19 protein-coding genes and 1 pseudogene are annotated in these 26470 nt (G+C 59.4%); 9 read left to right on the top strand and 11 right to left on the bottom strand.

The window, feature by feature from the left end; genetic code table 11:
• Positions 1–158: 158 nt before the first annotated feature.
• The 4 genes from MAMT_RS07035 to MAMT_RS07020 form a co-directional block, all read right to left on the bottom strand.
• Complete coding sequence (locus MAMT_RS07035; protein ID WP_142660279.1) at positions 159–1178, bottom strand: OmpA family protein; 1020 nt, start codon at positions 1176–1178, stop codon at positions 159–161.
• Positions 1171–3552: a tetratricopeptide repeat protein gene (locus MAMT_RS07030; protein WP_178086989.1), complete on the bottom strand. Its 2382-nt coding sequence runs from the start codon at positions 3550–3552 to the stop codon at positions 1171–1173. Before MAMT_RS07030 ends, MAMT_RS07035 begins: the two co-directional genes overlap by 8 nt.
• A 178-nt stretch (positions 3553–3730) precedes the next feature.
• Positions 3731–4156 carry an ExbD/TolR family protein gene (locus tag MAMT_RS07025; protein ID WP_142660277.1) on the bottom strand — a complete coding sequence of 142 codons (426 nt, stop codon included), beginning with the start codon at positions 4154–4156 and terminating at the stop codon, positions 3731–3733.
• Positions 4153–4866, bottom strand: a complete 714-nt coding sequence (locus MAMT_RS07020) for a MotA/TolQ/ExbB proton channel family protein (protein ID WP_246186575.1) — start codon at positions 4864–4866, stop codon at positions 4153–4155. The genes MAMT_RS07025 and MAMT_RS07020 overlap by 4 nt, the downstream gene beginning before the upstream one ends.
• A 219-nt stretch (positions 4867–5085) precedes the next feature.
• Between MAMT_RS07020 and MAMT_RS07015 the strand changes: the two genes are divergently transcribed.
• Positions 5086–5661, top strand: coding sequence for an adenylate kinase family protein (locus tag MAMT_RS07015; protein ID WP_142660275.1), 576 nt, complete (start codon positions 5086–5088; stop codon positions 5659–5661).
• Between the two features lie 68 nt (positions 5662–5729).
• Here MAMT_RS07015 and MAMT_RS07010 read toward each other — a convergent pair whose 3' ends face one another.
• Both MAMT_RS07010 and holA read right to left on the bottom strand, forming a co-directional pair.
• A complete protein-coding gene (locus MAMT_RS07010; RefSeq protein WP_142660274.1) occupies positions 5730–6470 on the bottom strand; it encodes a glycosyltransferase family 2 protein in 741 nt (246 codons plus the stop codon).
• Positions 6470–7570 (bottom strand): DNA polymerase III subunit delta, encoded by a 1101-nt coding sequence (gene holA / locus MAMT_RS07005; protein WP_142660273.1) that lies wholly within the window; start codon positions 7568–7570, stop codon positions 6470–6472. Before holA ends, MAMT_RS07010 begins: the two co-directional genes overlap by 1 nt.
• 22 nt (positions 7571–7592) lie before the next feature.
• Between holA and MAMT_RS07000 the strand changes: the two genes are divergently transcribed.
• From MAMT_RS07000 to MAMT_RS06980, 4 genes and pseudogenes are all read left to right on the top strand, one after another.
• Positions 7593–8132: an HIT family protein gene (locus MAMT_RS07000; protein ID WP_142660272.1), complete on the top strand. Its 540-nt coding sequence runs from the start codon at positions 7593–7595 to the stop codon at positions 8130–8132.
• A 55-nt stretch (positions 8133–8187) separates the two neighbouring features.
• Positions 8188–9065: pseudogene (hisG, locus tag MAMT_RS06995) on the top strand (ATP phosphoribosyltransferase).
• 402 nt (positions 9066–9467) lie between these two features.
• On the top strand, positions 9468–10382 hold the full coding sequence (locus MAMT_RS06985) for a D-alanyl-D-alanine carboxypeptidase family protein (protein ID WP_142660270.1): 915 nt from the start codon (positions 9468–9470) through the stop codon (positions 10380–10382).
• 81 nt (positions 10383–10463) lie between these two features.
• Positions 10464–11264, top strand: a complete 801-nt coding sequence (locus MAMT_RS06980) for an undecaprenyl-diphosphate phosphatase (protein ID WP_142660269.1) — start codon at positions 10464–10466, stop codon at positions 11262–11264.
• 30 nt (positions 11265–11294) lie between these two features.
• On the opposite strand, the gene MAMT_RS06975 is transcribed toward MAMT_RS06980, so the two are convergent.
• Complete coding sequence (locus MAMT_RS06975) at positions 11295–11996, bottom strand: DUF502 domain-containing protein (protein WP_142660268.1); 702 nt, start codon at positions 11994–11996, stop codon at positions 11295–11297.
• 265 nt (positions 11997–12261) lie between these two features.
• On the opposite strand from MAMT_RS06975, the gene MAMT_RS06970 reads away from it, so the two are divergent.
• Complete coding sequence (locus MAMT_RS06970; RefSeq protein WP_178086988.1) at positions 12262–13329, top strand: hypothetical protein; 1068 nt, start codon at positions 12262–12264, stop codon at positions 13327–13329.
• Between the two features lie 27 nt (positions 13330–13356).
• Positions 13357–13983: a YrhA family protein gene (locus tag MAMT_RS11385; RefSeq protein ID WP_178086987.1), complete on the top strand. Its 627-nt coding sequence runs from the start codon at positions 13357–13359 to the stop codon at positions 13981–13983.
• Between the two features lie 99 nt (positions 13984–14082).
• Here MAMT_RS11385 and MAMT_RS06955 read toward each other — a convergent pair whose 3' ends face one another.
• Together MAMT_RS06955 and proB are read right to left on the bottom strand one after the other, a co-directional pair.
• Positions 14083–15345: a glutamate-5-semialdehyde dehydrogenase gene (locus tag MAMT_RS06955; protein WP_142660265.1), complete on the bottom strand. Its 1263-nt coding sequence runs from the start codon at positions 15343–15345 to the stop codon at positions 14083–14085.
• Positions 15342–16142, bottom strand: coding sequence for a glutamate 5-kinase (gene proB / locus MAMT_RS06950; RefSeq protein WP_142660264.1), 801 nt, complete (start codon positions 16140–16142; stop codon positions 15342–15344). Before proB ends, MAMT_RS06955 begins: the two co-directional genes overlap by 4 nt.
• A 329-nt stretch (positions 16143–16471) precedes the next feature.
• Between proB and MAMT_RS06945 the strand changes: the two genes are divergently transcribed.
• Both MAMT_RS06945 and MAMT_RS06940 read left to right on the top strand, forming a co-directional pair.
• The gene (locus MAMT_RS06945; protein ID WP_142660263.1) at positions 16472–17374 is read left to right on the top strand and encodes an NAD-dependent epimerase/dehydratase family protein; all 903 of its coding nucleotides are present in this window, start codon (positions 16472–16474) and stop codon (positions 17372–17374) included.
• Positions 17353–18252, top strand: coding sequence for a bifunctional 5,10-methylenetetrahydrofolate dehydrogenase/5,10-methenyltetrahydrofolate cyclohydrolase (locus tag MAMT_RS06940; protein WP_178086986.1), 900 nt, complete (start codon positions 17353–17355; stop codon positions 18250–18252). Before MAMT_RS06945 ends, MAMT_RS06940 begins: the two co-directional genes overlap by 22 nt.
• An 87-nt stretch (positions 18253–18339) precedes the next feature.
• Here the strand turns inward: MAMT_RS06940 and rpoC are convergent, their stop codons facing one another.
• Complete coding sequence (gene rpoC / locus MAMT_RS06935) at positions 18340–22524, bottom strand: DNA-directed RNA polymerase subunit beta' (protein ID WP_142660262.1); 4185 nt, start codon at positions 22522–22524, stop codon at positions 18340–18342.
• Between the two features lie 71 nt (positions 22525–22595).
• Positions 22596–26429, bottom strand: a complete 3834-nt coding sequence (gene rpoB, locus MAMT_RS06930) for a DNA-directed RNA polymerase subunit beta (protein WP_142660261.1) — start codon at positions 26427–26429, stop codon at positions 22596–22598.
• Positions 26430–26470: the final 41 nt, after the last annotated feature.

Here is a 26470-nt window from a genome sequence, read left to right as displayed (position 1 = left end):
AGGGAAAACCAAGGCGCAACGAAGCAGACAGGTCCATTTCGCAAGCCGCAGGAGATCGCTTGTGAGACATGCAGGTTTATTCGGACGCGAGGAAGCGCGCCCGTCGTCTCGCCTTTAGACGCTCGTACGACTTGTCTCGCCGGCTGGCGACGGCTTTCTCACCGGGAGAGCGCTCGAATCACGATTTCGACCCGCCGATTCTTCGCTTGCTCCTCGATTGTTCCTCGCGGATTGACGATCGGCCGACTGCGGCCGTACCCGGTGGAGTGGAACGAGAGCTGATCGCCCGGCAAGCGTTCTTCGAACCAGCGCTGGACCGATTCGGCCCGTTCTCGACTCAATTCCAGATTGTATTGGTCATCCCCAAACGTATCGGTGTGTCCGCCGATCTCCACATCGGCCCGGCCATAGCGCTTCAGAATCTCAGCCACTTGCGCCAGAAGGGGTTCCGCATCCGGGCGCAAGTGGTAGGAGTCGAAATCAAACAAGATATCGCTCGGCAGCCGCACCATGATTGGCTGTGGAATGCGAGGATCGAAGTTCGCGGCGGCTCGAAACTGACTCTGCACATCATCCGCACCGGGCAGTCCTGCCCCCCCGGCCGCCTCTTCCGGATGGGTGCCGGCCTGTCCCGCGGCACTCGCGCCCGGCTGTGGATTCCGCCCGATCCCCGAAGGGAGAACGATCGAGTCATTCGGCACACCTGGGACGGCGGGGCCGACGTTGGTTTGGGATGTTGCGTTTTCCAACTCCGCCCGCATATCCGGAAGATAGGGGCTCGTCTCGCTCGGCGGTGTCGGTGTAAGGACCGCCACTTCCGGCGCACCTCCCGGAGTTGCCTCCGGCAGCGGGACGCGAACCGGATTCTCCTGGGCCAGCTTCTGCACGATCGCCTCCGCCCCCTTCACCTCCTTGGGAGCCTCGAGATCGGGGACCGGGGCGGTCGTCGGGACGCTCGATTGGGCGCGAGCCTGGAAAAGAGAGTTGGGCAGCTCCGCGCGGCCCAAATGGAAGGTCCTCTTCATCTCTTTTGCCTGGGAGGCGAGGACCATGCGCCCTCGTACGTGAAGAGGACCGACCACGCCCAGGATCGCGGCATGAACGAAAAGGGAGAGCAGGAGCGCCATCAGAGCGAGACGTCCTCGATGCTCGCGGGAGAGGACTAGGGGCTCAGGCATCTGGTTTGAAATCCGGGTACTTTTCCCTCAGAAGTTTCCGCCAATTGGCCGCCTGTTCTTCATCCCCGGACCGAGCGAAGCTCGAGGCGGCTTTTTCCATGGCGCGCGGGGTAATTTCGTTATCCTGGTAGAGCAAGCTGAGGGTACTATAGGTCTTGGCGGCTTCCGCATAGTTTTTTTGCGCCCAATAGAGGTTCCCGAGGAGCATGCGCGCTTCGGCGTTTCGTCGGCCCTCCGGTTCTTGAAGGAGCACTTGCTCCAAATGCTTCTGTGCCGAAGCGTACTCCGCGGCGCCGGTCTCGGCTTCCGCGAATCCCAAGAGCACCGGGCTGTTGTCTGCTCCGTTCGGATCGAGCTTGCGAAATTCCCGATAGCAGTGAACCGCACCGGGCCATTCATGCAGCTTCCGCTCGATTTCGGCCAACTGCCAGTAGGTGGATGCGAGATAGGGGCCGGCATCGGGTCGCGAACTGGCCTTTTGCAGGGCGTTCTTTGCCAGAATCAGCCGGTTCTCCTTGGCCCATGAGAGGCCGGCCCAATAGTAGAGAGCGGCGGGAAGCTGCGCGGCCGACTCCGGAGCCTTTTCCTCGAGCTCTCCAAGAAACCGTTCCAATTTTTCCGGATTCTTTTCGCCATAGGCGACCCAGACCAGCATGCTCGTGGCGGGACCAAAGAATTGGATCGGCTCCTCTTCCCTGGCCTCCAGAAGATCCTTCTGCGCCTCGGCGTATTTCTTTTCTCCGAGCTCCGCTTGGCCAAGCAACAGGCAGCCAAGGGGTCGAAGCTTAGCCTTTGGATATTCGTCCACGAGAGCCCGGAACGATTGCTCCATCTCGTTAGGCTGCTTGAGCTGTCGCGCCAGCAAGGCGGTCTGCACCAGACTCGCTTCCCGTTCCTTCGACCCTTTAGGAGCAAGCGCAAGGACCTCTTTCCAAGCTGCGAGAGCCTTGGCGAGGTCTCCCGCCTTGTCCCAAGCCGCTCCCTCCGTCATTCGTGCGGGCAAGAGCTCCGCGGCCTTGGGACTCTCCGTGCCGAGGCGCTCAAGGGTCTCGGCCGCCTCCTTCCACCGCCCGGACTCAAAGTAGGCTCGGCCAAGGCCCAAGAGCGCCGCCGATCGAGGAACTCCTTCCGGCTTCTGAGAGACGCACTCCTCCCAGAGAGGGAGCGCGTCCGCAAAGCGTCCTCGAGCCGAGAGCGCTTGGGCTTGAATAAAGCGCACCCGGGCCGCATAAGGCGAGGAGGCGCCGAATCGGTCGAGAAACGCGCTCGCCTCGTCCAAAACTCCCTTCTGATTGAGTCCGGCCAGCGCCACGAGCCTTCCATAGGACGCTTCGGCCAGCGCCGGACCTGACGGATTCTGGGAAAGACAGAAATCGAACACCTGAAAGGCAATGCCCTTCTCCCCCGCTTGAAGGCAGACGTTGCCCAACTGCACAAGCAGGGCGACCCTCCGTTCCAAGGAAAAGCGCTCCGGATGAGACTGAAGAAACGCCAAAGCTTCTTCGAAACGCTTTTGGGAAAGCGCCTCTTCGAATTGACCCTCGGAAGCTAAGTTCTGCCATTGCGGAGGAACATCCGGACCGAGGCATCGACCAAAGAACTCTTCCGCCCTCTTCGTGTCTCCGGCGCGCATGGCCGCCCAACCCGCCCGAGCCGTCGCCTGCCACTTCACCGAAGGGTCTTTCGCTTGCGTGGCGATGGTTTGCCAATAGGAGAGAGCGCCCGCCCAGTCTCGTTTCTTTTCCAGATAAACTGCGAGCAGACGCGCTGCCTCCCATCGATAAGGGGACGCTCCCGAGGCGACCTTGCGTAGCTGTTCGGATCCGGCGGCTTCGTTTCCCACGTGAAAGTCGCAGAGAGCCAGCAGGTAACGAGCCGCTTCCAAGGTCTCTCCCGCCCCATGATCGAGTGCCTGCTGAAGAAGGGGGATGGCTTCTCCATAATGCTCTCGCTCCATCAGCAACTTTCCCTCCCAGAACCAAGCGGCTGGGGCAAAGAGGCTCTTCGGATAGTTTTGGGTGAGCATTCGGTAGACCGAGATGGCATCTGCCGGACGGCCAAGGAAGCGATAGCATTCTCCAATATCGAATAGCGCCTCTTCCTTCTTTGTCGCGGCGAGAGAAGGCAAGGCTTCGGAGAAGAGGCGGAGGGCTTCGGAATGCCGCCCCTCGCGATAGAGATCCACCGCCTGCTCGTACTGCATCTCCGCTTGGGGAATCAGCTCGAGTTCGCCAGGACTTTGCTGGGCAGCCACCGACCGACTCGATTCGTTCTGTCCGAAAAGCAAGAGGCAGAAGCCGCAAACGCCAAGCAGTCGACCCAGCCCAAAGTTCCCCCGAGGTTTGCCCATCCGGATCCCACCGGTCGACGTCATCTCTCCCGACCTTCCTTTTGTACCCTGCTGACCGAAGCGCACACGCCCGCTCGGGCCAACCCTTTCTTTCGCGCAAGCCGGCATTATGCGGTCTTTCCGGAGAGCCGGTCCCCGCGCACCCTCCTTTCGATCGGCAGCCCCCCGGATGCCAAATCCTCGAAACAGATCATCGCCAAGCCTACGGGGTCGTGAGATCGGGCCGGACTGTGGCAAACGCGATATTCCAGACATTCGCCGCCCGGCAGACGTCGAGAACGTGAACGACATGCTCGTAGCTTGTCGTCTCGTCTGCGCGGATCACCACCGCCTGGTCCGGATACTGTTCGATCACTCCGTGAAGGATTCCTTCCAGCTCGGAAGCAGAGACCACTCTCCGATTCAAAGTGACCTTGCCGTCTTTGGTGATGTTGAGAATTACTTCTCCGGGAAGCCGCTTGGGACTCTCTCCATGTTTCGCCTTGGGGACCCGGACGTCGAGATCCGCCTCGTACCGCGCCAAGTTCCAAGTTAGCAGAAAGAAGGAGAGCAGAAAGAGGATCACGTCGATCATCGGCGCCAGCTGCAGCGCGATCTGCTCGGTGGGTACCCGGCTTCGGAAATTCATGTCGATTCGACGACTCCTCTTTCCGGTTCCTTCTCCGACGCAGCCGCGCCGTGGGAATCGTGGAGGAGAATCAACTCCTGGACCCAAATGGCGGATCGCTCCTCGAAGATCGTGATCACGCCCTGCAGCCGCCCGCGGAAAAAGGAATAGAACATCATGGAGGAGATCCCGACGATCAGACCCACCGCCGTGGCGATCAGTGCCTGCGAAACTCCTCCCGCCAGGAGCATCGTCCGCATCGGAGATGGGTCGGCTGCAATCGAGCCAAAGGATCGCAAAATGCCTACCACTGTGCCGAAGAGGCCGAGCATGGGCGAGATCACCCCGACGTCGAGCAGATAGAGAATTCTCTGGTTAAGGGAAGCCGCTATCCCGCTGCCGACGACCTGAGCCACGGACCGCACCGCTTCTCCGTCCGCATTCGGATAGCGCTGATAGAGGCTGATCGCTTCGCGGAGGACCCGGGCAACTCCTTCCTTCCTTTTCCGGACGAGCTCGGCAAGAAGGGAGAAGTCGCGTCGTTGGAAGACGGCATCAAGCCTGCGCTCCAAATCGCGCGTCCAGACCGCACTGAGACGGAGCGACGCCAGACAGTAGAAGATGAGCCAAAGAGCGATCACCGAGATGAAGAGAAGGGGCAGCATCACCCATCCCCCGGACTGGAGAAGCCCCCAGACCGTCAACCCCGGCGGCGTAGGGGAGGAAGCCACAGCAAAGAACGATAGGAGAGGAGAGGTCGATGCGAAGAAGAGCGGATTCATAGGAAGCAATCACAACGAACTTACCGAATTCTCGCCATCGTTGCCAAGCCGTCTTGCGAGCGGGTCGACAAAGGGGTAGCCTCGCGGCTCGGACAGATTTCTCCCAAGAGGTCTGTCGGCTCGTGCAGGAGACAACTTGAAGAGGATTCGGTTCGTAGGAATAAGACGATGAAATTTCGCTCACTGCTCCTTCTCGGAGCTCCCGGTTCCGGAAAGGGGACGCAGGGACAGCTGCTTGCCCAAATTCCTGGATTTATTCATCTCTCCTCGGGAGAGCTCTTCCGAGCCCTCGATCCCGGCTCTGATTTGGGAAAGCTCTTCCGGCAATACTCGGATCAAGGACAGCTCGTCCCCGACGATTTAACGATCCGCGTCTGGCAAGGCCACGTTCAGACGCTGATCGACTCAGGCCGCTACCATCCCGCGACGGACTTGCTCGTGCTCGACGGAATCCCTCGCAACGTCAACCAGCTCGCCAAACTCTCCGCCTCTGTCGACATCCTACACGTCTTCCATCTCTCTTGCCCCAACCGCGATGTCCTGATCCAGCGTCTCGCCACCAGGGTTCATCAGGCCAACCGCGCCGACGATGCGGATCCCAAGGTGATCCTCCGAAGAATCACAATCTATGAAACCGAGACCAAGCCGCTGCTCGGAGCGATTCCTCAGGAGCGCATTCACAATATCGACGCAGACCAACTGCCCTATCAGGTTCTCCGGCAGATTCTGAACTCATTGCCCTAACAGCCGTTTCTCACAAGCTTTCTCCTGCGGCTGGCAAAAGGAACCAGAGCACTGGACCAGGACAAGCGCTAAGAGGATTCAGGATCGCGGAGCCGACCGCGGAACTGACGGCGGACGAGCCAGACCATTCCGAAAAGATCGATCGTCGCCGCGAGCGCCCGTTTCCAAGGACGCACCTTGCTTCGACCAGCATGTCGAGGGCGATGATGCACTGGAAGCTCACCGGTCTGATAGCCCATGCCGCACGCGAGAGCGGGGATGAATCGGTGCATCCCGCTCCACCCCGGCAGTCTGCGTGCCAGATCCCTCCGAAGAATCTTGAGGGAGCAGCCCGAGTCTCGAGTCCGATCCGCAAGGAGGCGCGACCGGACAAAATTGGCTATCCGACTCATCCACCGCCGCTGCCAGTTGTCCTGCCTCTTTTGGCGAAAACCCGTGATCAGGTCGAGCCGGTCTTCCTGCAATCGCCTCAGAAGTGCCGGGATGTCCGCCGGATCATTTTGAAGATCGGCATCCAACAGGATGATCCATCGTCCCGCAGCTTGCTGGATCCCGTAATAGATCGCGGCGCTCTGCCCCGAGCGGACGGTGAGATCCAGCCACCGAACCGGGAAACGCGGGCTCAAGAGAGGGCGCGCAAAGAAATCGGTGCTGCCATCGTTGACGAGGATGACCTCAGCCGCTCGGCCGAGCTTCTGGAGAGCCGAATCGATCTCGAAAAGGAGTTGGGGCAGGTTCTCCGATTCGTTGTGAAAGGGAACCACCACGGAAAACTCGGGCTCTCTCCCGATGTTTGCATCGTCTGTCATTACCGATCGACCTTTTCCTGGAAAAGCGGCAAGAGGGCCAACTCGAGGCCGATCTGCTTCTCTCCCCCGCGCAACATCTGCCGATTTGCATCGGAAAGAGCAAGAAGGGCATTTACCCAAAACCGGGCCGTTCGTTTTTTTGCGGCAGCGATGGTCATGCCCAACTGCCAGGCACTCACCGGGGCTCCACTCTTTTTCTTCGGAAAATAGATCTGGCCTTCAGGAGCCACGTCCGCCTTGACGAAACGACCGGAGCCGCTCAGGCGCACCCAGCCTTTTTCCCAGAGGAGAAGACCTAAAGCCGCCAAGCGGACTTTCTGGACCAGCGCCAAGAGGATGCGCACCTCGCTCTCTCCCTTGCGTAGGAGATTTCGCAACTCGCTCCATGCCGCGGAAGCGTTTCCTTCGACGACCGCGTCGCAAAAGTCCCACACGACCGCCTCCGACCCGTCGCCCAAGAGCAACCCAAGCTCGTCCAGCGCCACAGGCAGCCCATCGGACTGATAGAGAGCAAGTTTCTCGATCTGAGAGTCGAGCCTCTGGCGGTCTCCACCCGACGCAGCCAGCAGACGCTCGCAGAGTTCGGTCGTGGGAGAAACATTGCGTGCCCTCATCCTCTCCGCCACTTCGCCCAATACCCGATCTTCATTTCGATCGGCACTCAACGGAACAAAAAGGCGAACGGAGGCGATCTGGCGCAGACCGCGAAGAAATTGCCGCCGTTCGTCAACGGCTCCCGCTTGAATCACCAACACGACCTCCTCCGGACGCAATCCGCGCAGGACCTCGAGCAGGTTCGTCAACGCGGCGGAAAGCTTTTCGTCTCGACCTACACCCTTGGTTCCAAGGCAATGGACGTCCTTCCAAAGCACGACCTTGCGCAGGCTGAAAAGAGAGCCGGACTGAAGGGCCTCCCGCAAGCGGTCGATCTGTTCAGCCGCCTCCGCGATGTTCAGGCCGTCTCCGGGAACGCTTTCGAAGGAAGGATCGTCGCGCAGACCTTCCTGCTCGAGAAAGAGTCGAGTGGCGCGCTTGGCTTCGTATTCGTCCTCTCCGCCAAAGAAATGGATCGCTTTACTCTTGCCGGCAAGAGACGTCATTGCAATAAGATCGGTCCAGGCAATGGAACATTTATGGGCTCCCTGGCGCAAGGCTTATCTCGACGATCCTTCTCCGCCGCGGAGCACTCTTTTTGTAGAGATTGCCAGAGAATCCAGGGATCGAGAGAATCTTGTTCTCTTCCGTGGCCGCACCTCCTTCGGCCTGCTCAACCGGTTCCCCTACAATGTCGGCCACTCGATGGTGGTTCCCTACCGCTCCGTGGCTCGTCTGGACGAACTTACGGAGAAGGAGCTACTTGAATCGATGGAGATCTTGCGCAAGCTCCTGGCGGCCCTGGAGCAGGTGTTTGCGCCCCACGGATTCAATGTCGGCCTCAACCTGGGAGCGGCCGCCGGGGCCGGCATAGAAGGGCATCTGCATTGGCATCTGGTACCACGATGGAGGGACGATGCCAACTTCATGACAACCACGGCGGGAACCCGGGTCCATCCCTCCGATCTCGAAACCGTCTATCAGTTGCTTCGCGACTCTCTTCACCGAGAGGACCCCGCCCCTCTTTCCGTAGAAGCCCAGCCGCCTTGCCCCGAAGGGTCCGCATGAAGAAAACCACTTTACAGGGGTGCCCGTTCCTTCGTAGCATCGCCACTCTTTTCAAATGAGTAAGGCAAAGCTAAGGATCGGCCTTCCCAAAGGCAGCCTGGAGGAGGCGACCGTTGAGCTCTTCCGCCGAGCCGGCTACTCCGTCAGCAGATCGTCCCGGGGCTATCGGCCCTATATCGATCACCCGGGAATGGAGGTTCGCCTGGTCAGACCCCAGGAATTGGCTCGGTACGTTGCTCAGGGCTTCCTCGACTGCGGCATTACCGGAATGGATTGGATCCTGGAAAGCGAATCCTCCGTCCAGATCGTGTGCGAGTTGCCCTATAATCGTTCGACACGTCTTCCCGTGCGCTGGGTTCTCGCCGTCCATGAAAGCTCGCCGATTCGATCTCCCAACGAACTGAACGGCAAGAGGATTGCCACCGAAGCGGTTCGTCTGGTCTCCAGCTACTTACAGCGCCACGGCGTCCAGGCGGAAGTAGAGTTCTCTTGGGGCGCAACAGAGGTCAAGGTGCCCGAGCTCGTGGATGCCATCGTCGACATTTCGGAAACCGGCTCTTCGCTCCGGGCAAACAATTTGCGCATCGTCGATACGGTGCTGCAAAGCTATCCGCAGTTCATTTGCTCTCATTCCGTCTGGGCGGATGCCGAGCGACGGAAGCAGTTGGAGTCTCTTGCCTTACTGCTCTTGGCCGCCCTTCGCGGCGAGGAGAAAGTGGGGCTCAAGATGAACGTAGCCAAAAACGGGATCGCGGAGGTGCTGGGCATTTTGCCCGCACTCCGAAAGCCGACGGTTTCTCCGCTCGCGATGGAGAGTGGCTTGCCGTGGAAACCGTTCTCGATGAAAGTCAGGTCCGTGACCTGATCCCGCGACTTAAGGAGCTGGGCGCGGAAGGAATTATCGAATACCCGCTCAACAAAGTCATCTATTGATCGGCTGGAAGGGGCTAGAAGGATTAATCCGCATGGGTTCGCTCAAGAAACGCCGCAAGGCAAAGATGAACAAGCATAAACGCCGGAAGCGCAGGCGCGAGAATCGTCACAAGAAGAGGCTCCGTTACAAGCTGGGATGACGCAAGCTTCGGTCCGGTGTCGTCATCGGACACGCCAAGGGTTGGTAACGACTTCGCCGTCGGAAACTGCCAGAGCCGACTTAGAGAGAGCCCCGCTCGGTGAATTTCCTGGACAGCCAGAAGCCTGCCGGGCCACGATACGTCCATTGCGTCCCTACCGCTTGACGGACCGGGTGCCCGGAGAGCCTCCGATGCAGGGCGCCTTTCCCCACGGAAAGATGGGAGTCCGAAGATGGGGGTTCCATAGCTGAAGAGCATTGATATGGCGAGACGAACGAGCCTCCCTCTGCTTCTGGCTTTTGTTTCGGCTCTCTGGCTCGGCAGCGGCGCCGATCTCTCGGCTGCTTCCCGCCATCACCGCCACACAAGGGCGCACTCCTCCCTCGATGTCGATAGCGAATGGGAAGCCGATCGACTCGTGGAAGCGACGTCGGCACTCCTCTACGATCCGATCCATAACCGCGTGCTTTTTGCTCGAAACCTGGACGCTCCTCTGGCTCCCGCCAGCACGACCAAGCTGATGACGGCACTCCTGGTCTATGAGCAGACAGGATTGCGGGGGTTCGTCACCGTCCTTCCACAGGACACGGCGGTCGAGCCTTCCCACGTCCCGTTGCGCGTTGGACAGCAGGTGTCCGTAGCGGAACTCGTTCAGGATCTGCTGATCGGCTCGTGCAACGATGCGGCCCTCGCCCTGGCCCGCTCTACGGCCGGCTCTGTCCCCGCTTTCGTGCACCAGATGAATCGAAAAGCCTGGGAGTTGGGCGCTCTCCATACGCATTTCATCGATCCTCATGGTTTGGCTTCGTACCAGGAGGGTCAGATGACGACGGCACGGGATCTCCTCCGCATCTTCCAGGCCGTTTTGAACGTCCCCGCCTTGCGGCAAATCCTCATCACCCGCACGGTTGCCACCCGAAGCGGGAGCCAGTTGCGCATTCTCCACAACCATAACCGTCTGTTGGGGAAATATGCGGGAATGGGCCCCGCGAAAACCGGCTGGACGAGTGCGGCACGTCATACCTATGCCGCCGCCTGCCAACGCGACGGCCATCCTCTTTTGTTGATCCTCCTGCACAGTCCGGATAAGTGGAGGGATGCCACCGTCCTCTTCAACTATGGCTTCCGGCAGGTAAAGGAATCAGCCCCACCGTCGTCCTCGGTCCAGCCGCTTTGAGCGAGCCTGCAGTACGAACCCTGTGAGACAGGCTGCCAAGGCGCTCTTCCCCTCGAGACGACGGAGGGCTTCGCATCGACCATGAATGACTTTTTGGCAAGCACCCTCTTGGGGATCGTCGAAGGCCTCACCGAATTCCTGCCCATTTCCAGCACCGGGCACCTGCTCATCACCGAGCATTGGCTGGGGGCCCGCTCGGAGACCTTCAACATTTTCATCCAGCTGGGAGCCGTGCTCGCAGTGACCCTGCTCTATTGGAGGAAGATCGTCAATCTGGTCGTAGGGATCCGCAATCCGGAAAACCTGGATTACTCCCTCAAGCTTGCCACCGCCTTTTTCCTCACCTCGCTCTTCGGGCTTGCTGTGAAGAAAGCGGGTTGGAGGCTCCCGGACCAGCTTACCCCGGTGCTTCTGGCCGTCTTAGTCGGCGCTCTTTGGATTTTTCTCGCGGAGCGCCGCTTGCGCTCCCTCATAACGACGAGTCAAATCGGCTGGATGACCGCGTGCGCGGTGGGGATTGCGCAAGTGCTCGCCGGCGTCTTTCCGGGTCTTTCCCGATCGGGAGCCACGATTCTTACAGCACTGCTCTTCGGGGTCAATCGGCCGGCGGCCACGGAGTTCGCCTTCCTCCTGGGCATCCCGACCATGTTCGCGGCAAGCCTCTTTTCGTTGGTCCAGGAGACCCATTTTTTTCACAACCTACCCTCGGACTCTTGGAGCACTCTCCTCATCGGCTTTGTCGTCTCGGGAATCACCGGATTCGCCTCTGTCCAGTGGCTCTTGCGTTACGTCCAAAGTCACACCTTCATCCCCTTTGCCTGGTATCGAATTGGCTTGGCCGCGGTTCTGATCGGGCTGCTGACCCTTCCTTGGAAGAGTTAACCGCCATTTCTCACAAGCTTTCTCCTGCGGCTACGAAATTTGCGACGAACGGCGGCTAATCAGCCCGTACGAAAAACAGAGCTTGAGTACGTCCTCGTAGGAAAACTCGGGCGCGGTGGCCAGGGCGGCCTCCGGCACCACCACTAAGAACCCGCTGAAAGGCGTCGGGCAGGTCGGAATGAATACGGTGCAAAGCGGTTGGTCGCCCGATTTGGCTTCCGTACGACCGGTGACGAAACCGAGCAGTCTGGGCCCAGGCTCCGAGAGCGATACGTAAACCACGGGGCTTGATTGGAAGGTTTTCGTATCGGAGCCTCCCAAGTTCCGCAGGGCATCCACGGTCTGTTTTGCCGTCCCATAGACGAGGCTGACGAGCGGAACTCGTTCCACAACTCGTTCCACTGCTCGTAGCAGCGAGGAGCCGACAAAGTTCCCTGCTGCAATGCCGACGAAGAGCACGACGAGCAGGCTGATGACAAACCCTGCCCCCGGAATGTGCCCTCCGAGATGCTGCAGGATGAAGGTGGAGCCAGGCAGAAGATGTGCCTTCACCAAAAGGACGAGAAACGCGTCCGCCGGACGGTTGACAATCCCGTAAACGAGCTGGAGCACCCAAAGGGTCAGCACTGCGGGAAGCAAGACGAAGAGACCTCCGAGGAATTTTCCGCGTAACCACGCCCCAGTCGTAGCGGATCCGGACGCCCTTTCCGACGACAAGACTATCTTACCCATCTCGATTCTCCTTCCAGCCGCTCCATCCTTTTATACGAAGAGCGCCCGGTTCGGCGGATTTCGTCCCGCTCTCCTCTCCTCTGCCGCCGACGCTGCAACGATGAAGAACCTTCCGCACGGGAAGTCGAGCAGAAAGGCCGGATGCGCGGAGAGAACCGATCGCCTAACCAAGAGAAAGGAGCGTCTCAGAGGCAGATGGATGAGCAAAACTCGATATCGTGCACCGATCGAACCTTCCCCCGGCATGCAGAGGAAGGTCCAAACGATGCTGCAGGGCCTGGAACAGATTGGAACGGTTGAACGGATCCGGGAAACCCCGCCCGCCGCGCCCGGCATCGCACTCGAAAAGGTGCGAGTTCGTACCCTAGACCGCGATGGCGAGACTTACCGCAAGGTCGTTCGAGAGTACAACCGGACGCGGCCGCAATTTCTGGCTGCACTGACTCGCAACCCGACGACGCGGGCACTGGCTCTGCTCGCCGTCGGCAAGGAAGGGGTCTCAATGATGGAGCGCGGGCAAGTACCTAGAAGAAAGTGGGAGGAGGTCTTCGATCGGGATGGAACTTTGCGCGATCGGACGACGCTCTTTCAGGTCGAGGCGATCCTTCCTCGGGGTGTCCGCAAAGAAGCGCAAGAGGCCGAGCACCGCCCGGACCTCTGGAATTGCCACCATGTCGTTCAGAAGAGCGTGGCCCGTCTGGACGGCAGAAGCCCGAATGATCCGAGCAATCTGGTCGTCATCTCCACCTTCACCAGCGGCAATAACCGGGAGAATGCCCATCACTTCCTCCACGCCGCTCTTCTCCATCCACAACTCAATCTTCCCCCGGGCTCGGTGACGGACGCCTATATTCCCCGCCCCCTCTTTCCCTTTTATCCTCCGACCCGCAAGGCTTTCGAGAGCGTGGACCAAGTGAAGAGGGAACTCAAACGCCTCGATCCGAAGGCGGAGCTCCCGACCAGCTGGCAGCGGCGTCTGGTCGCTTTCTCCCGAGCCGCCGGAAAATTGCCGTACGAAGTTCCTGTGGAATACCGGGGGGCGATTCGAACCTATCAGAGCATCTATTATCGGCCGGAGAACCGTGACCCGGAGCGCGAGCAGGAGGCCAGGAAATGGGCTGCCGCAGAGGGCGCCTCGTTCGCGCGGCAGTTTTTACCGGCCGGAGCGCGGCTCGACGGCTCCACCCTTCCCATCGATCACAAGGCAAAAGTCCCATTGCCGATTCTTCCGGAAGCTAGTAAGATTCATGAGCGTTCATCGAATCCAAATTCCGCAATCCTTCGATCCGCTCGATCCCATCGTACCCATAACGGGCCTGCCTATGATCGTTAACCTTAGCGAGGATACCGGGAGTTACCTATGAACTACAAAACCTACGTAGCGCTCGTGAACGAAGAAGAGCAGGCAGCGGGTTTTCGACCCTTCGTCGGTCGTCCGCTGGCACGGGTGCAAGCCTACGCCCAAGAGGTGGAAGAACGGTATGGAATCAGGATTCCGGCAGATTATCTCGACCTCCTCCTGCTGGCGGACGGCTTGGCCCACAATGGGGTCGTCTTTTACGCGATTGACCAAGAGGAAGAGGGGGATCAGTTCCTGCCGGGCCTCATGGCGGAAAATCTCGCCACGCAGAATTTCCGCAGACAGCCGGAATATCTCCTGCTCGGCCATTCCGATCTTTTCCGCTATGCCTATTCCTTCCCGGAACGGAAATATTTTGCCCTTCATGCCGACACACTCGAGCCCGCTGCGGAATTCTCGAGCTTCAACGAGTTGATGGTGAACGCGCTCAAGCACGAAGCGCTGGGCCTTTTTGACGAAGACGAAGAGGAAGAGGAGGACCGGGAGGAAGGCCCGTTCGACGAAGATTTCGAAGAGGAGCCCTTGGAGGACGAGGTTGGCGGGTCTCCCTGCGAGGATGTCCAGAAAGGGACCGCTCCGGAGAAGCCGAAGCGAAAGAAGAAAAACACCCCTCCGGAAAAACGTTAGCCTGCATATCTTACAAAGATCGTATCCGAGAGGTGTGGAGAACAAGACAGACCCATTGCGGAAGCCGCAGGAGAACGCTTGGGAGACAGGCAGGCTGCCCTATTCCCGGATTTGTCCGGAGCCGACGACGACGTATTTGTAGGAAGTAAGCTCGTCCACCCCCATCGGACCGCGCGCATGGATCTTGTCGGTGCTGATCCCGACCTCGGCTCCAAAGCCGAACTCCCCTCCGTCGGTAAAGCGGGTGGAGCTATTCCAGTAGACCACCGCTGAATCGACGGATCGGAGAAATTCTTCCGCCGTCGTCCGGTCTTCCGTCACAATGGCGTCGGAATGGCTCGAGCCGAACTGCTCGATGTGGGCGAGCGCCTCGGGCAATCCATCGACCACGCGCACGGATAGAGTTAAGTCGAGGTACTCGGTCGCCCAGTCTTCGGGAGACGCCGGAGCAACGCCGGAGCCCCCGAATTGCCGCGTGGCCTCGTCGCCGCGAATGGCCACGCCACGGGCTTGCAACTCTCGGACCATCTCGGGAAGAAATGCAGGAGCAATGCTCCGATCGACCAGCAATGTTTCCATCGCGTTGCAGACCCCGGGTCGCTGACATTTTGCGTTGAGCACGATCTTTCGCGCCATCTCGAGATCGGCACGGGCTTCGACAAAGACATGACAGATGCCTTGAAAATGCTTGATGACCGGCACCTGAGCGTGGCAGACGACCGTCTCAATGAGACCCTGACCTCCTCGAGGGATTAGGAGGTCGAGATAGCGCCGCTGGCGGCAGAGGATCGGAATCGACGCCCGGTCAACCATCGGCAGGAGTTGCACCGCCGCAGGAGGCAATCCCGCCCGTGCGAGTCCTTGCCGCAGGGCTTCCGCAAGAGCGACATTGGAGTGGATGGCCTCGCTGCCGCCGCGAAGGACCACCGCATTACCCGCTTTCAGGCAGAGGGTGGCCACATCGACGGTCACGTTAGGACGGCTCTCGTAGATCACTCCGATGACCCCGATAGGGACGCGCACCTTGCGGATCAAAAGTCCGTTCGGGCGAGTTCTCTCCTCGAGAATCCGCCCGATCGGACTGGGCAAGCTCCGGACCTCTTCGACTCCGCGAATCAGCGAGGCAAACACTTTGGGCGAAAGGGTCAAGCGATCGAGCAGAGCCGACCCCAATCCCTGCTTGCGCCCTTCTTTCCGATCGAGCCGATTGGCCTCTTCAATCCGCGGCCACGCCTCCGCTAAGGAGACTCCGATTGCCCGCAACGCAGCGTCAAGCTTTGCCGCTTCGATCCGACCCAACTCCCGGGAGGCTTTCTTGGCCTCTCGGCAGATGGTCTCGATCTGTTCTTCCAACGGGATCATGGCTTCCCCCCTGCCAGGAAAAGGGTGCCCACGGACTCGCCGGCGGCAATCCTCTGGAGGATCTCCGTTTCCCGACCATCGGCGATCTGCATGGGGATTCCCGCGCTTCCGGCGATCCGAGCCGCGTCTACTTTTGTCACCATTCCGCCCACGGAGCGCTCGCTCCGCGTTTTTCCCGCCATTGCTTCGATTTCCCCCGTGATCCTTTCGACCAAGGGGATGATCCTCCCCCCATCGTCGTTCCGTTCCCGCAAGCCGGGAACGTTGGAGAGGATGATCAGCTTGTCCGCCTGCACCATGGCGGCTACGTGGGCGGAGAGCCGATCATTATCCCCAAATTTGATCTCCTCGTAGGAAACTACGTCATTTTCATTGATTACGGGAATGAAGACTCCTCGAGCCAGCAGATGCTCGATCGTCTTCTGAGCATTTTCGTAGAGAGTACGGCTGTCCAAGTCCAGGTAGGTCAGCAAGAGCTGGGCAACATGAAAGCCGCGCTCGGAGAAGAGCTCCTCGTAAAGGCGCATCAACTGCGGCTGTCCGACTGCCGCACAAGCTTGCAGCTCCTCGATCGCCGTCGGTCGCCTTCGATATCCCAAGAGTCCCATTCCACTCCCGATTGCTCCGGAACTGACCAAAACGATCTCCAAGCCCTGTCCCTCGAGGATGGCGACCTGCTGGACCAGTCGGCGGATCTGCGGCAGATCGAGATCTCCTGCCGGAGTGCTCAAAATCCCCGTTCCCAGTTTGACGACCCATCGTGGATGGGATCGCTCGGAGCGCTTCCCCTTGGCCATTTTCGCTTTTCCTTTCCTCCCGTTGGATTCCGCCACTATGCGGCGCTCCGGAGCGTATCCTCAGCTCCCGGCTCTCCCTAGGGGGCGAGGCCCGGCCGAGCGTAAAACAGATCGCATGGATACCTATATGGGCGCTCTCCCTGGTTCCCGCAACGGCTTTTTCCGAGTCGACACACTCTCTTCTCCCAGCTCGGAGGGGCAAGAGCCGGCTGGAGCGATTTCGAAGGGCGAGGCAACAGCACGGGACGAGGGCAACCCTGGAAAAGAGAAAATGCCTCTTTTCTTCCGAGCGAAATGGACGCAGATTGCCTCGAAAGGGCCTACCCTCCATGAGTTTCCCCGCGAAGATCCTCTTAGTCGGTTGCGGCTATGTGGGTACCCGGGTCGCCCAACTCCTCCGCGAGCGGCGGATCGGTTTGCAAGCATGGGTACGTACGGAGAAAAGTCGAGCGCGGCTAAGCGACCTGGACATTCCGGCCCTGGTGGGCGACATCGGGTCCCGCAAGGAGTGGGAGAAGCTGACGAAGACTCCCGATCTCCTCCTCTACGGCCCCTCTTCTTCCCGTGGAGGAACGGCCGAATACCGAAACGTTTTTCTCACGGGGCTTTCGCACGCGTGCCAACGTTTCCCTGGAACCCCCCTTCTTTTCCTCTCGTCGACTTCGGTTTACGGCCAGATGACCGGCGAGATCGTCGATGAGGAATCCCGTGCCGAGCCCGATTCGGAAACCAGCCGCATTCTTCGGGAAGCGGAGGAAGCGGTATTAGCTGCGGATGGGGTCGTTCTCCGAATCGCCGGGATTTACGGCCCCGGCCGGACCCGGCTTCTCGATCGGTTCTTGAGCGGCGAGGCGACGGTTTCAACCATCGATCGATGGATCAATCAGATTCATCGAGACGACGTCGCCGCCGCTATCCTTCACTTCCTTGCCTTGCATCGTCGTCGGGAAATCGTCAACCTGGTGGATGACGAACCGGTTAGAGAAAGTCGATTTTACGGATGGTTGGCGAGCACCCTGGGAAAGAGCCAGCCACCGCAGAGCGGAGAAAGCAGGGCAGCTTCCTCGAAGCGGAGGCGAACGCACAAGAGGATTTCGAACGCCAAGGCTCGCGCACTGGGATGGAAGCCGCTTTATCCCTCGTTTCGCGAGGGTCTTCTTCCCCTCTTGCGAGACTGTGTAGCGCCGGTCGTGCCAGGAGGAGGGGAAAGATGCAAGGCGCAAAATTATTAGAAGGTCGCGTGGTTGCCGCTGCCGTCCATGAGCGAACCCGACAGCGGGTCGACCAACTCCGGCGGCGAGGGGTGGAGCCGGCCGTCATCTTTTTCCGAGTCGGCGAAGATCCTGCCTCGGAACTCTACGTGCACATGAAGAAGAAACGAGCGAAGGAGCTCGGGATCCTTTCCGAAGTGATTGCCCTGCCCGGTTCGACCACCGAGCGAGAACTCCTCACCCGATTAGAGGAGAAGAATCGAGACTCCCGGATCCACGGCATCCTGGTGCAGATGCCCCTTCCCCGGCAGATTCGGGTGGAGACGGTCTGCCAAGCCATCGACCCCTCCAAGGATATCGACGGCTTTCATCCGATCAATGCCGGCAAGCTGCTCTTGGGAGATCCTTCCGGCTTCCCTCCCTGCACCCCTGCAGGGATCTGCGAGATCTTCCGACACTACGGTCTGGTCACGGCGGGGGCGGAAGTGGTCATCCTGGGGAGGAGCAATATCGTAGGCAAGCCCCTTGCGGCGCTCCTATTGGCCAAAGGCCCGCAGGGAGATGCCACCGTTACGGTTCTCCATTCCCAGAGCCGACAGATTCCGGAGCATTGCCGGCGTGCCGACTTCTTGATCGCCGCCTTGGGAAGGGCGGAATTCGTTCGAGGGGATATGATCAAGACCGGAGCTGTCGTGGTCGACGTGGGTGTCACCCGTCTTCCGGATCCTGCCCTTCCGGGAGAGAGCCGGATCGTGGGAGACGTTCACTTCAAGGAAGCATCCCAGGTCGCCGGCTGGCTCACGCCAAATCCAGGCGGAGTGGGCCCCATGACCATCGCCATGCTCCTTGCAAACACCGTCAAGGCCGCCGAATGCTTTGCCGGCTGCGGAGAGGGCTGAAGAGCTAGCCTTACAAAGTTCGTACCGAGGCGCGGCGAATGGGGTCGCCTGCGTCCCCTCGGCTACGAACTTTGTGGAAAGTGCAAGCTACTCCCCGCTTGGGCTGTCCGCCGAAGCCCGTTGCAGAAGTTGACTCCACTGCGGTCTTTCGGCTGACGCTTCCTCCTCGGCTAAAACAGGTTGGACGGGCGGTTCACCATGCTCCACCAGCTTGAGATGGCGATAGGTGCGGAATCCCGTGCCGGCGGGGATCAGGTGCCCCATGATGATGTTTTCCTTGAAGCCTCGCAGCTTGTCGATCTTGCCCAGCGTCGCGGCTTCGGTAAGGACCCGCGTCGTATCCTGGAAGCTTGCGGCGGCGATGAAGCTCTCGGTCTCCACCGAGGCCTTGGTGATGCCAAGAAGTACCGGCACGCCTTCCGCGGGCTTTCCTCCCTTGGCCTCTACTTCGCGGTTCGCCCGCTCGAATTCCAGCCGGTCCACTTGCTCCCCCCAGAGGAACAGAGTGTCTCCGGCATCGAGAATCTTCACCTTGCGCAGCATCTGCCGGATAATGATCTCAATATGCTTGTCGTTGATCTCAACGCCCTGGAGGCGATAGACCTCCTGCACTTCGTTAAGAAGATATTCCTGTAGCTCTTGGGCCCCGCCCACCTCCAGAATCTCCTGCGGGACAATTGGGCCCTCGGTCAGCTGCTGACCCTTGCGCACAACGTCGCCTTTGAAGACGATCAGATGCTTGGAGAGCGGAATCAGATGTTCCTCTTCCTGGCCCGATTGCACTTCCTGGATGAGGAGCCGTCGCTTCCCGCGGACGATACCGCCGTCTTCGACGATTCCGTCGATTCGCGCGATTTCCGCCGAGTCCTTCGGGCGCCGCGCCTCGAAGAGTTCGGCGACGCGAGGTAGACCACCCGTGATATCTTTGGTCTTGACCAGCTTTCTCGGTGTCCGGGCGATCCGCTGACCGGCCGCCACCTCCTCCTTCGGCTTGACTTCGATGCGAGCGGCCGCAGGGATGCTGTAGAAGGCGAGAGCTTCACCGCTCTGCGGATCCCGAATCACGATCTGCGGGTGGAGGTCGTGCTTATGCTCGATGACGACGGTTCCGATCTGCTTGGTCGCCTCGTCGAGCTCCTTCTTGACCGTGACCCCCTCGAGAATGTCGTGGAACTCCACTACTCCGGCCTTTTCCGTTAGAACCGGCACGTTGTAAGGATCCCACTGAACGAACACTTGCCCCTTCTTCACTTCACCGCCGTCCGGAACGGAAACAAGGCTACCCATGATGATGGTATGACGCTCGAGTTCGCGCCCGGTGAGGTCGACGACCGACAGGAAGCCGGATTTGTTCAAGACGACGAAGTTGCCATCCAGGGAACGGACGACCCGCAGGTCGACATATTGAACCTGGCCGTCGTTCTTGGCTCGGATCTGCGGCTGTTTGAAAATCTGAGAAGCGGTTCCGCCGATGTGGAAGGTCCGCATCGTCAACTGGGTGCCTGGCTCGCCAATCGACTGAGCGGCAATCACCCCGACCGACTCGCCCAATTTGGCCATGCGATTGGTCGCAAGATTGAGCCCATAGCACTTGGCGCACACTCCCCATTTGCTTTCGCAAGTGAGAGTAGACCGGATCCGTACTTGCTCGACACCCAACTGCTCGATGGCGCGCACCTTGGCCTCGTCAATGATCTCCCCACTCACCACCACCTTCTTGCGGGTGACGGGGTCGATAATGTCCTCGCACGGGACGCGGCCATAAAGCCGGTCGCTCAGCTTGACGATCTCCTCGTCTCCCTCGTAGATCGCTTGTACGGCCAGACCGTTTGTTGTTCCACAATCCTCTTCGGTCACCACGACATCCTGGGCTACGTCGTGGAGCTTCCGGGTCATATAGCCGGCATCCGCCGTCTTGAGCGCAGTGTCCGCCAAGCCCTTCCGCGCACCATGGGTGCTGATGAAGTATTCCAGAACCGAGAGCCCTTCCCGGAAATTGGAAGTGATGGGGCGCTCGATGATCTCGCCCGAGGGCTTCGCCATCAGGCCACGAATACCCGCCAGCTGCCGCACCTGCTGACGATTTCCCCGCGCCCCCGAATCGACCATGAGAAAGAGTGGATTAAACTCGGTCTGCAGCCGACTGGTTTCCAGGGTGCGAAAGATGAGGCCCGAAATCTCGTCCGTCGCCTGGGTCCAGATGTCGACGATCTTATTGTAACGCTCCCCATCGGTAATGGCGCCCGAGCGGTACTGGCGCTCGACCACGGTCACGCGGTCCTGTGCCTTGGCGATCACCCGAGGTTTCTCTTCCGGGATCGTCATGTCGCTCATCCCGATGGAAATCCCTGCCCGAGTCGCCTCCTGAAATCCTACGCGCTTGAGCCGGTCGAGGCAAACCGCAGTCTCTTCCCGGCCGACCAGCTGGTAGCAGCGGAGGATGAGATCGCCGAGTTGCTTCTTGCCCGCGGGCTTATTGAAAAAGCCCAGATCTTTCGGCCAAATCTGGTTAAAAATCACTCTGCCCGGGGTCGTTTCAATGAATTTCTTCTCCTTGTCCCCGTAGAGCGTGTTGCGACCGAAATCGGGGTTGGCGAAGAGGATGGGAAGATGCGTCTTGACGACACCCTCTCCCAACGCAAAGAGCACTTCGTCCGCGTCGGAGAAAATGGGACGCCGTGGCTGCGGAGACCCCGGAGGAAGCCGGTGAGGCGCCTGTGTGAGGTAGTAGCAGCCAAGCGTGATGTCCTGGGTGGGCGTCATGATTGGACGTCCACTAGACGGGGAAAAAATATTCTGGGAGGCAAGCATCAGCAGCCGGGCCTCCATTTGCGCTTCGATCGAAAGAGGCACGTGAACCGCCATCTGATCGCCATCGAAGTCCGCGTTGTAAGCGGTACAAACCAGGGGATGAATCCGGATGGCGTCGCCTTCGATCAGAACCGGTTCAAAGGCCTGCACCGAAAGGCGATGTAGCGTGGGCGCTCGATTCAAAAGCACCGGGTGGCCCTGGGTGACTTGATCGAGAACGTCCCAGACCAGGGGATCTTGCTTCTCGATCATCTTCTTGGCGCTTCGCACCGTATGGACGTGTCCGAGTTCCCGAAGCCTCCGAATCATGAACGGCTCGAAGAGAACCAGAGCCATCTTCTTGGGCAATCCACACTGATTGAGCTTCAACTCAGGTCCGACGACGATCACGGAGCGCCCGCTGTAGTCGACCCGCTTCCCCAAGAGGTTCATGCGGAAACGGCCCGTCTTCCCGCGGAGCATGTCCGAAAGCGACTTGAGCGGCCGATTCCCGACTCCGGTCACGGCCCTACCATGGCGGCCGTTATCCAGAAGGGCGTCGACCGCTTCCTGCAGCATGCGCTTTTCATTCCGAATGATGACCTCCGGAGTTTTCAGCTGCAAAAGAGTGCGAAGTCGATTATTCCGGTTGATCACCCTCCGATAGAGGTCGTTGAGATCCGAAGTCGCAAAACGCCCTCCTTCCAGGGGGACTAGAGGCCGAAGATCGGGGGGAATGACCGGCAAGATCTCGAGGATCATCCACTCCGGCCGCGTCCCGATGCTCAGGAAGCCTTGTACCAGCTTCAGCCGCTTTGCCATCTTCTTGCGGAGTTGCTTGCTGCGGGTCTGCTCCATGCCCAGCGTGAGCTGGGAAGCGATCTCTTCCAGATCGAGTTGCCGCAAGCAATCCCGCACGGCCTCCGCTCCCATCTTGACGACGAACGATCCCTCCCCGTACTGTGCGACCGCATCCCGATATTCCTGCTCGGTGAGGAGTTGCTTGGGGCGCAATTGGGTCTGTCCTGGATCGATGACCAGATAGTCTTCGTAGTAGATCACCCGCTCGAGGTCGCGGGCCGTCATATCCATCATGAGCCCGAGCCGGCTCGGCATGCATTTGAGAAACCAGATATGCCCCACCGGCACGGCAAGTCGGATGTGGCCCATTCGCTGCCGGCGGACCCGCGAGAGAGTCACCTCGACTCCGCATCGATCGCAGACAACTCCCTTGTACTTGATGCGCTTATACTTACCGCAGGCGCACTCCCAATCTTTGGTCGGACCGAAGATTCGTTCGCAGAAGAGGCCTCCTTTTTCGGGCTTGAAGGTCCGATAATTGATCGTTTCGGGGTTTTTGACTTCCCCTTTGCTCCACGATTCCACTGTTTCCGGCGAAGCGATGGTGATGCACGCTTCGTTGAAATCGCTCGACCGTTCCAGCCCCAGAATCTCTCGAGCCGTCATGCTTTCGGTATCCATACTATCCCTCCAGCGCGTTGCGCCTTTTCCAAACGTCTTCTCTCTTTCCATCGAACAAGCGGGATGGGTGATTATGCCGCCTCTGGGCCGGCCGGAGTCTTCCGAGCTTCTCCACCCGTCAACTCGGTATCCGAGGGTGCCCGAACGGCGATCTTCGGGTCGAGGCAGAGACCTTGGAGCTCCTTGACCAGGACGTTGAACGATTCCGGGCGACCGGGCTCCAGGTAGTTCTCTCCTTTTACGATGGTCTCGTAGATCCGCGTCCTCCCTAAAACGTCGTCCGATTTCACGGTAAGCATTTCTTGGAGCGTGTAGGCCGACCCGTAGGCCTCCATCGCCCACACTTCCATCTCTCCAAAACGCTGCCCCCCGTACTGCGCCTTTCCTCCCAACGGTTGCTGAGTCACCAGCGCATACGGTCCGACCGCACGGGCGTGAATCTTGTCGGCCACCATGTGGTTGAGCTTCATCATGTAGATGACACCCACCACGACGCGCTGATCGAAACGATCGCCGGTGCGTCCATCGTAGAGATCGGTCTTGCCATCCTCGTCGAGCTCTGCCTCCCGGAGGAACTTCCGGATCTCTTCCTCTTTCACCCCGTCAAAGACGGGAGTGGCCACCGAAAACTTTAATTTTCTAGCGGCGATGCCCAGGTGCGTCTCCAGCACTTGCCCGACATTCATTCGAGAAGGCACGCCCAGAGGGTTGAGAACAATATCGACCGGTGTGCCGTCCGGCAGGAAAGGCATATCCTCGACAGGAACGATGCGGGAAGCCACTCCCTTGTTTCCATGCCGCCCTGCCATCTTATCCCCGATGGAGATCTTCCTCTTGCTGGCAATATAGACCTTAACCTGTTTTACGATTCCCGGCTCGATGTCCTCCCGGCTTTCCACTTGATCGAGTTCGCCTTCCTTGTCGTTGCGAATCTGCTCAAACTTCGACCCGAAACTTCCGATGATCTCAAAGATCTTTGTGCGTATGGGGCTGGGGTCGATCTCGATGTGGTCGCAACAAGCGGCCATTTTCCGCAGGAGGGTCTTGGTAATCTTGCGATTCGCCGGAATCAGAATCTCTCCGGTTTCCGCATCCACGACATCCAGAGGAATTTTTTCGTTCAGCAGGATGTTCGAGAGCGCCTGAGTGAGTTCTTCCTTGAGCTCGCTCTCTTTTTGCTCGTAGCGGCCTTCGATCTCTTTAATCTTCTGCTTGGCTTCGCTTAAGCCGAGTTTTTCCTTCTCGGCTTTCGTCTGGCGGCTGATCGAGCGCACATCCATGACGATGCCGCTTGTGCCGGATGGGACGCGCAGCGACGAATCCTTCACATCGGCAGCCTTGTCACCGAAGATCGCGCGCAGCAGCCGCTCCTCCGGAGCGAGCTCGGTTTCGCTCACCGGGCTGATCTTTCCGACCAGGATGTCACCGGGTTTCACCTCCGCGCCGATCCGCACGATGCCGTCGTTCCCGAGATTCTTGAGCGCCTCCTCTCCGACGTTTGGAATATCTCTGGTGATCTCCTCAGGACCCAACTTCGTATCCCGGGCGATAATCTCAAACTCGTCGATGTGGACGCTGGTAAAGAGATCCTCCTTGACCAGCCGCTCGGAGAGAACAATCGCGTCCTCGAAGTTATAACCATTCCACGGCATGAAGGCGACGAGCAGATTCTGCCCGAGAGCCAGCTCCCCGTTATCCGTGGACGGGCCGTCCGCGAGCGCATCTCCCCGCTTCACCATGTCGCCCTTTCGGACGATCGGCTTCTGGTTGATGCATGTCCCCGCATTCGACCGCATGAATTTCCGGAGCGAGAAGGTGCGCAATCCGCCCTCGTGCCGGCCCCTTTTCTTCTTCTCGACTTCGCCTGACGTCGGCTCAATCACAATTTCGGTTGCGCTCACCGAGACAACCTTCCCATCGACATCGCTCAGGAGGACCGCGCCAACGTCTTCGACGACCCGACGCTCCATCCCGGTCCCCACGATCGGAGCTTCCGGGCTGAGCAGAGGCACTGCCTGCCGCTGCATGTTCGAACCCATGAGAGCGCGGTTGGCATCGTCGTGCTCCAGAAACGGAATGAGAGCGGTCGCGACGGACACCATGTGCTTGGAGGAGACGTCGAGAAAGTTGACTTTTTCCCGATCGACCTCCATGAATTCGCCGCGGAAGCGGACAGCGACGCGCTTGGTCTGGATGAGCCCACCTTCCCCGACGGGCGTGCTGGCCATCCCGATAATCACATTTTCTTCCTGATCGGCGGTAAAGTAGAGGATTTCGTCCGTTACCTTGCCATTCACCACCTTCCGGTAGGGAGTCTCCAGAAATCCGTAGTCGTTGAAGCGGCTAAAGCAGGACATCGAAGCGATGAGGCCGATGTTCGGTCCTTCCGGAGTCTCGATCGGACAGATGCGGCCGTAGTGCGAAGGATGAACGTCGCGCACCTCGAAGCCCGCCCGTTCCCGGGAGAGTCCACCGGGCCCGAGTGCCGAAAGTCTCCGCTTGTGAGTGATCTCCGAAAGCGGATTGATCTGGTCCATCAGCTGCGAGAGTTGGCTCCGTGCAAAAAAGTCACGAATCGTGGCAGAGAGCGCCTTTGGATTGATGAGCTTCTGCGGCGTCATTCCCTCGGCATTGACATCAAACAGAGTCATTCGCTCCTTGACGAGCCTCTCCGTTCGCGCCAATCCGATCCGACACTGGCTCGCTACAAGCTCGCCCACGCTCCGTACGCGCCGATTCCCTAAATGGTCGATGTCGTCGGTCGTTCCTTCTCCGTGCTGGAGTGCGATCAGATAACGCGTGGCTGCCACGATGTCTTCGGGCGTCAAGGTCCGCGTGTCCAAATTCGTGTCGATCCCCAGCTTCTGATTGATCTTGTATCGGCCGACTCGTCCCACGTCGTAACGCTTGGGATCGAAAAGAAGCCTCTTGAGCAGTAGCCGCGCGTTGGCTTCCGTCGGCGGATCTCCCGGCCGTAAGCGCCGGTAGATCTCTTTGAGAGCCTCTGCTTGATCGTGCGCGGGATCCCGGCGAAGGCACTTGACGATGGCGTCTTCCTCCCGGATGTCGACCACCTGAATCGTCTTGACCTCGGCTTCCAGCAGAAGCCGAACCGCCGTTTTCGTAAGCGGCTCCAATCCTCTCACAAGAACCTTCTCCGCATCCCGGGGATCGCGCGCCTCGCGCACGAGCACTTTGTTGGGGAGATCCTCCTCGCTTGGCGGAGCTGCTTCGAGGTCGAGTTCTTCGATTGGATAGAAGAGGCTAAGGATATCTTCGTCGCTTCCATGGCCGAGGGCCCGAAGCAGCGTGGTGACGAGGAACTTTCTCCGCTTCTTTCTTCGATCCAGATGGACGTGCAGAAGGTCGCTCGTATCGAAAGTAACCTCGAGCCAGGTGCCTCGATCCGGGATGACGCGGAAGGAGTAGAGCATCTTGCCGTTCAGGTGAAGGCTCGACTCGAAGCAGATTCCCGGCGAACGGTGCAACTGGCTGACGATCACCCGCTCCGCGCCGTTAATGACGAAGCTTCCATGGTCGGTCATCAGGGGAAGCTCACCCATGTAGACGCGCTCTTCCTTGATCCCGTTTTCGTCCCGTAGCCGGAACGTCACATACAACGCCGCTGCATAGGTCTCCCCGTTTTGCAGACAATGAAGCGGTGAGAACTTCGGCGCAGTCGACTCGTAGAAAAGGTATTCCAGCCGCACTTTCCCGTCATAGCTCTCGATAGGAAAGACTTCGAGAAAGACACCGTGCAGGCCTTCCGGCTTCCGCTCGTTCGCGGGAACGCCCAATTGGAGAAACTCCTCATAAGACCGAATCTGATGTTCAATCAGATTCGGCAAGCGCACCGTCTCCGCAATCTTTCCGAAGTTTACTCGCTTCCAAGCTCTTGTGCTCATGCCCTTTTCCGTCGTCCCTGGCCGGTATCGACCGGCCCGGA

The sequence above is a fragment of the Methylacidimicrobium tartarophylax genome (genome assembly GCF_902143375.2).
Lineage (GTDB): Bacteria > Verrucomicrobiota > Verrucomicrobiia > Methylacidiphilales > Methylacidiphilaceae > Methylacidimicrobium > Methylacidimicrobium tartarophylax.
The sequence above is the reverse complement of the archived record's forward strand: the minus strand, read 5'-3'. Positions and strand labels throughout refer to the sequence as shown.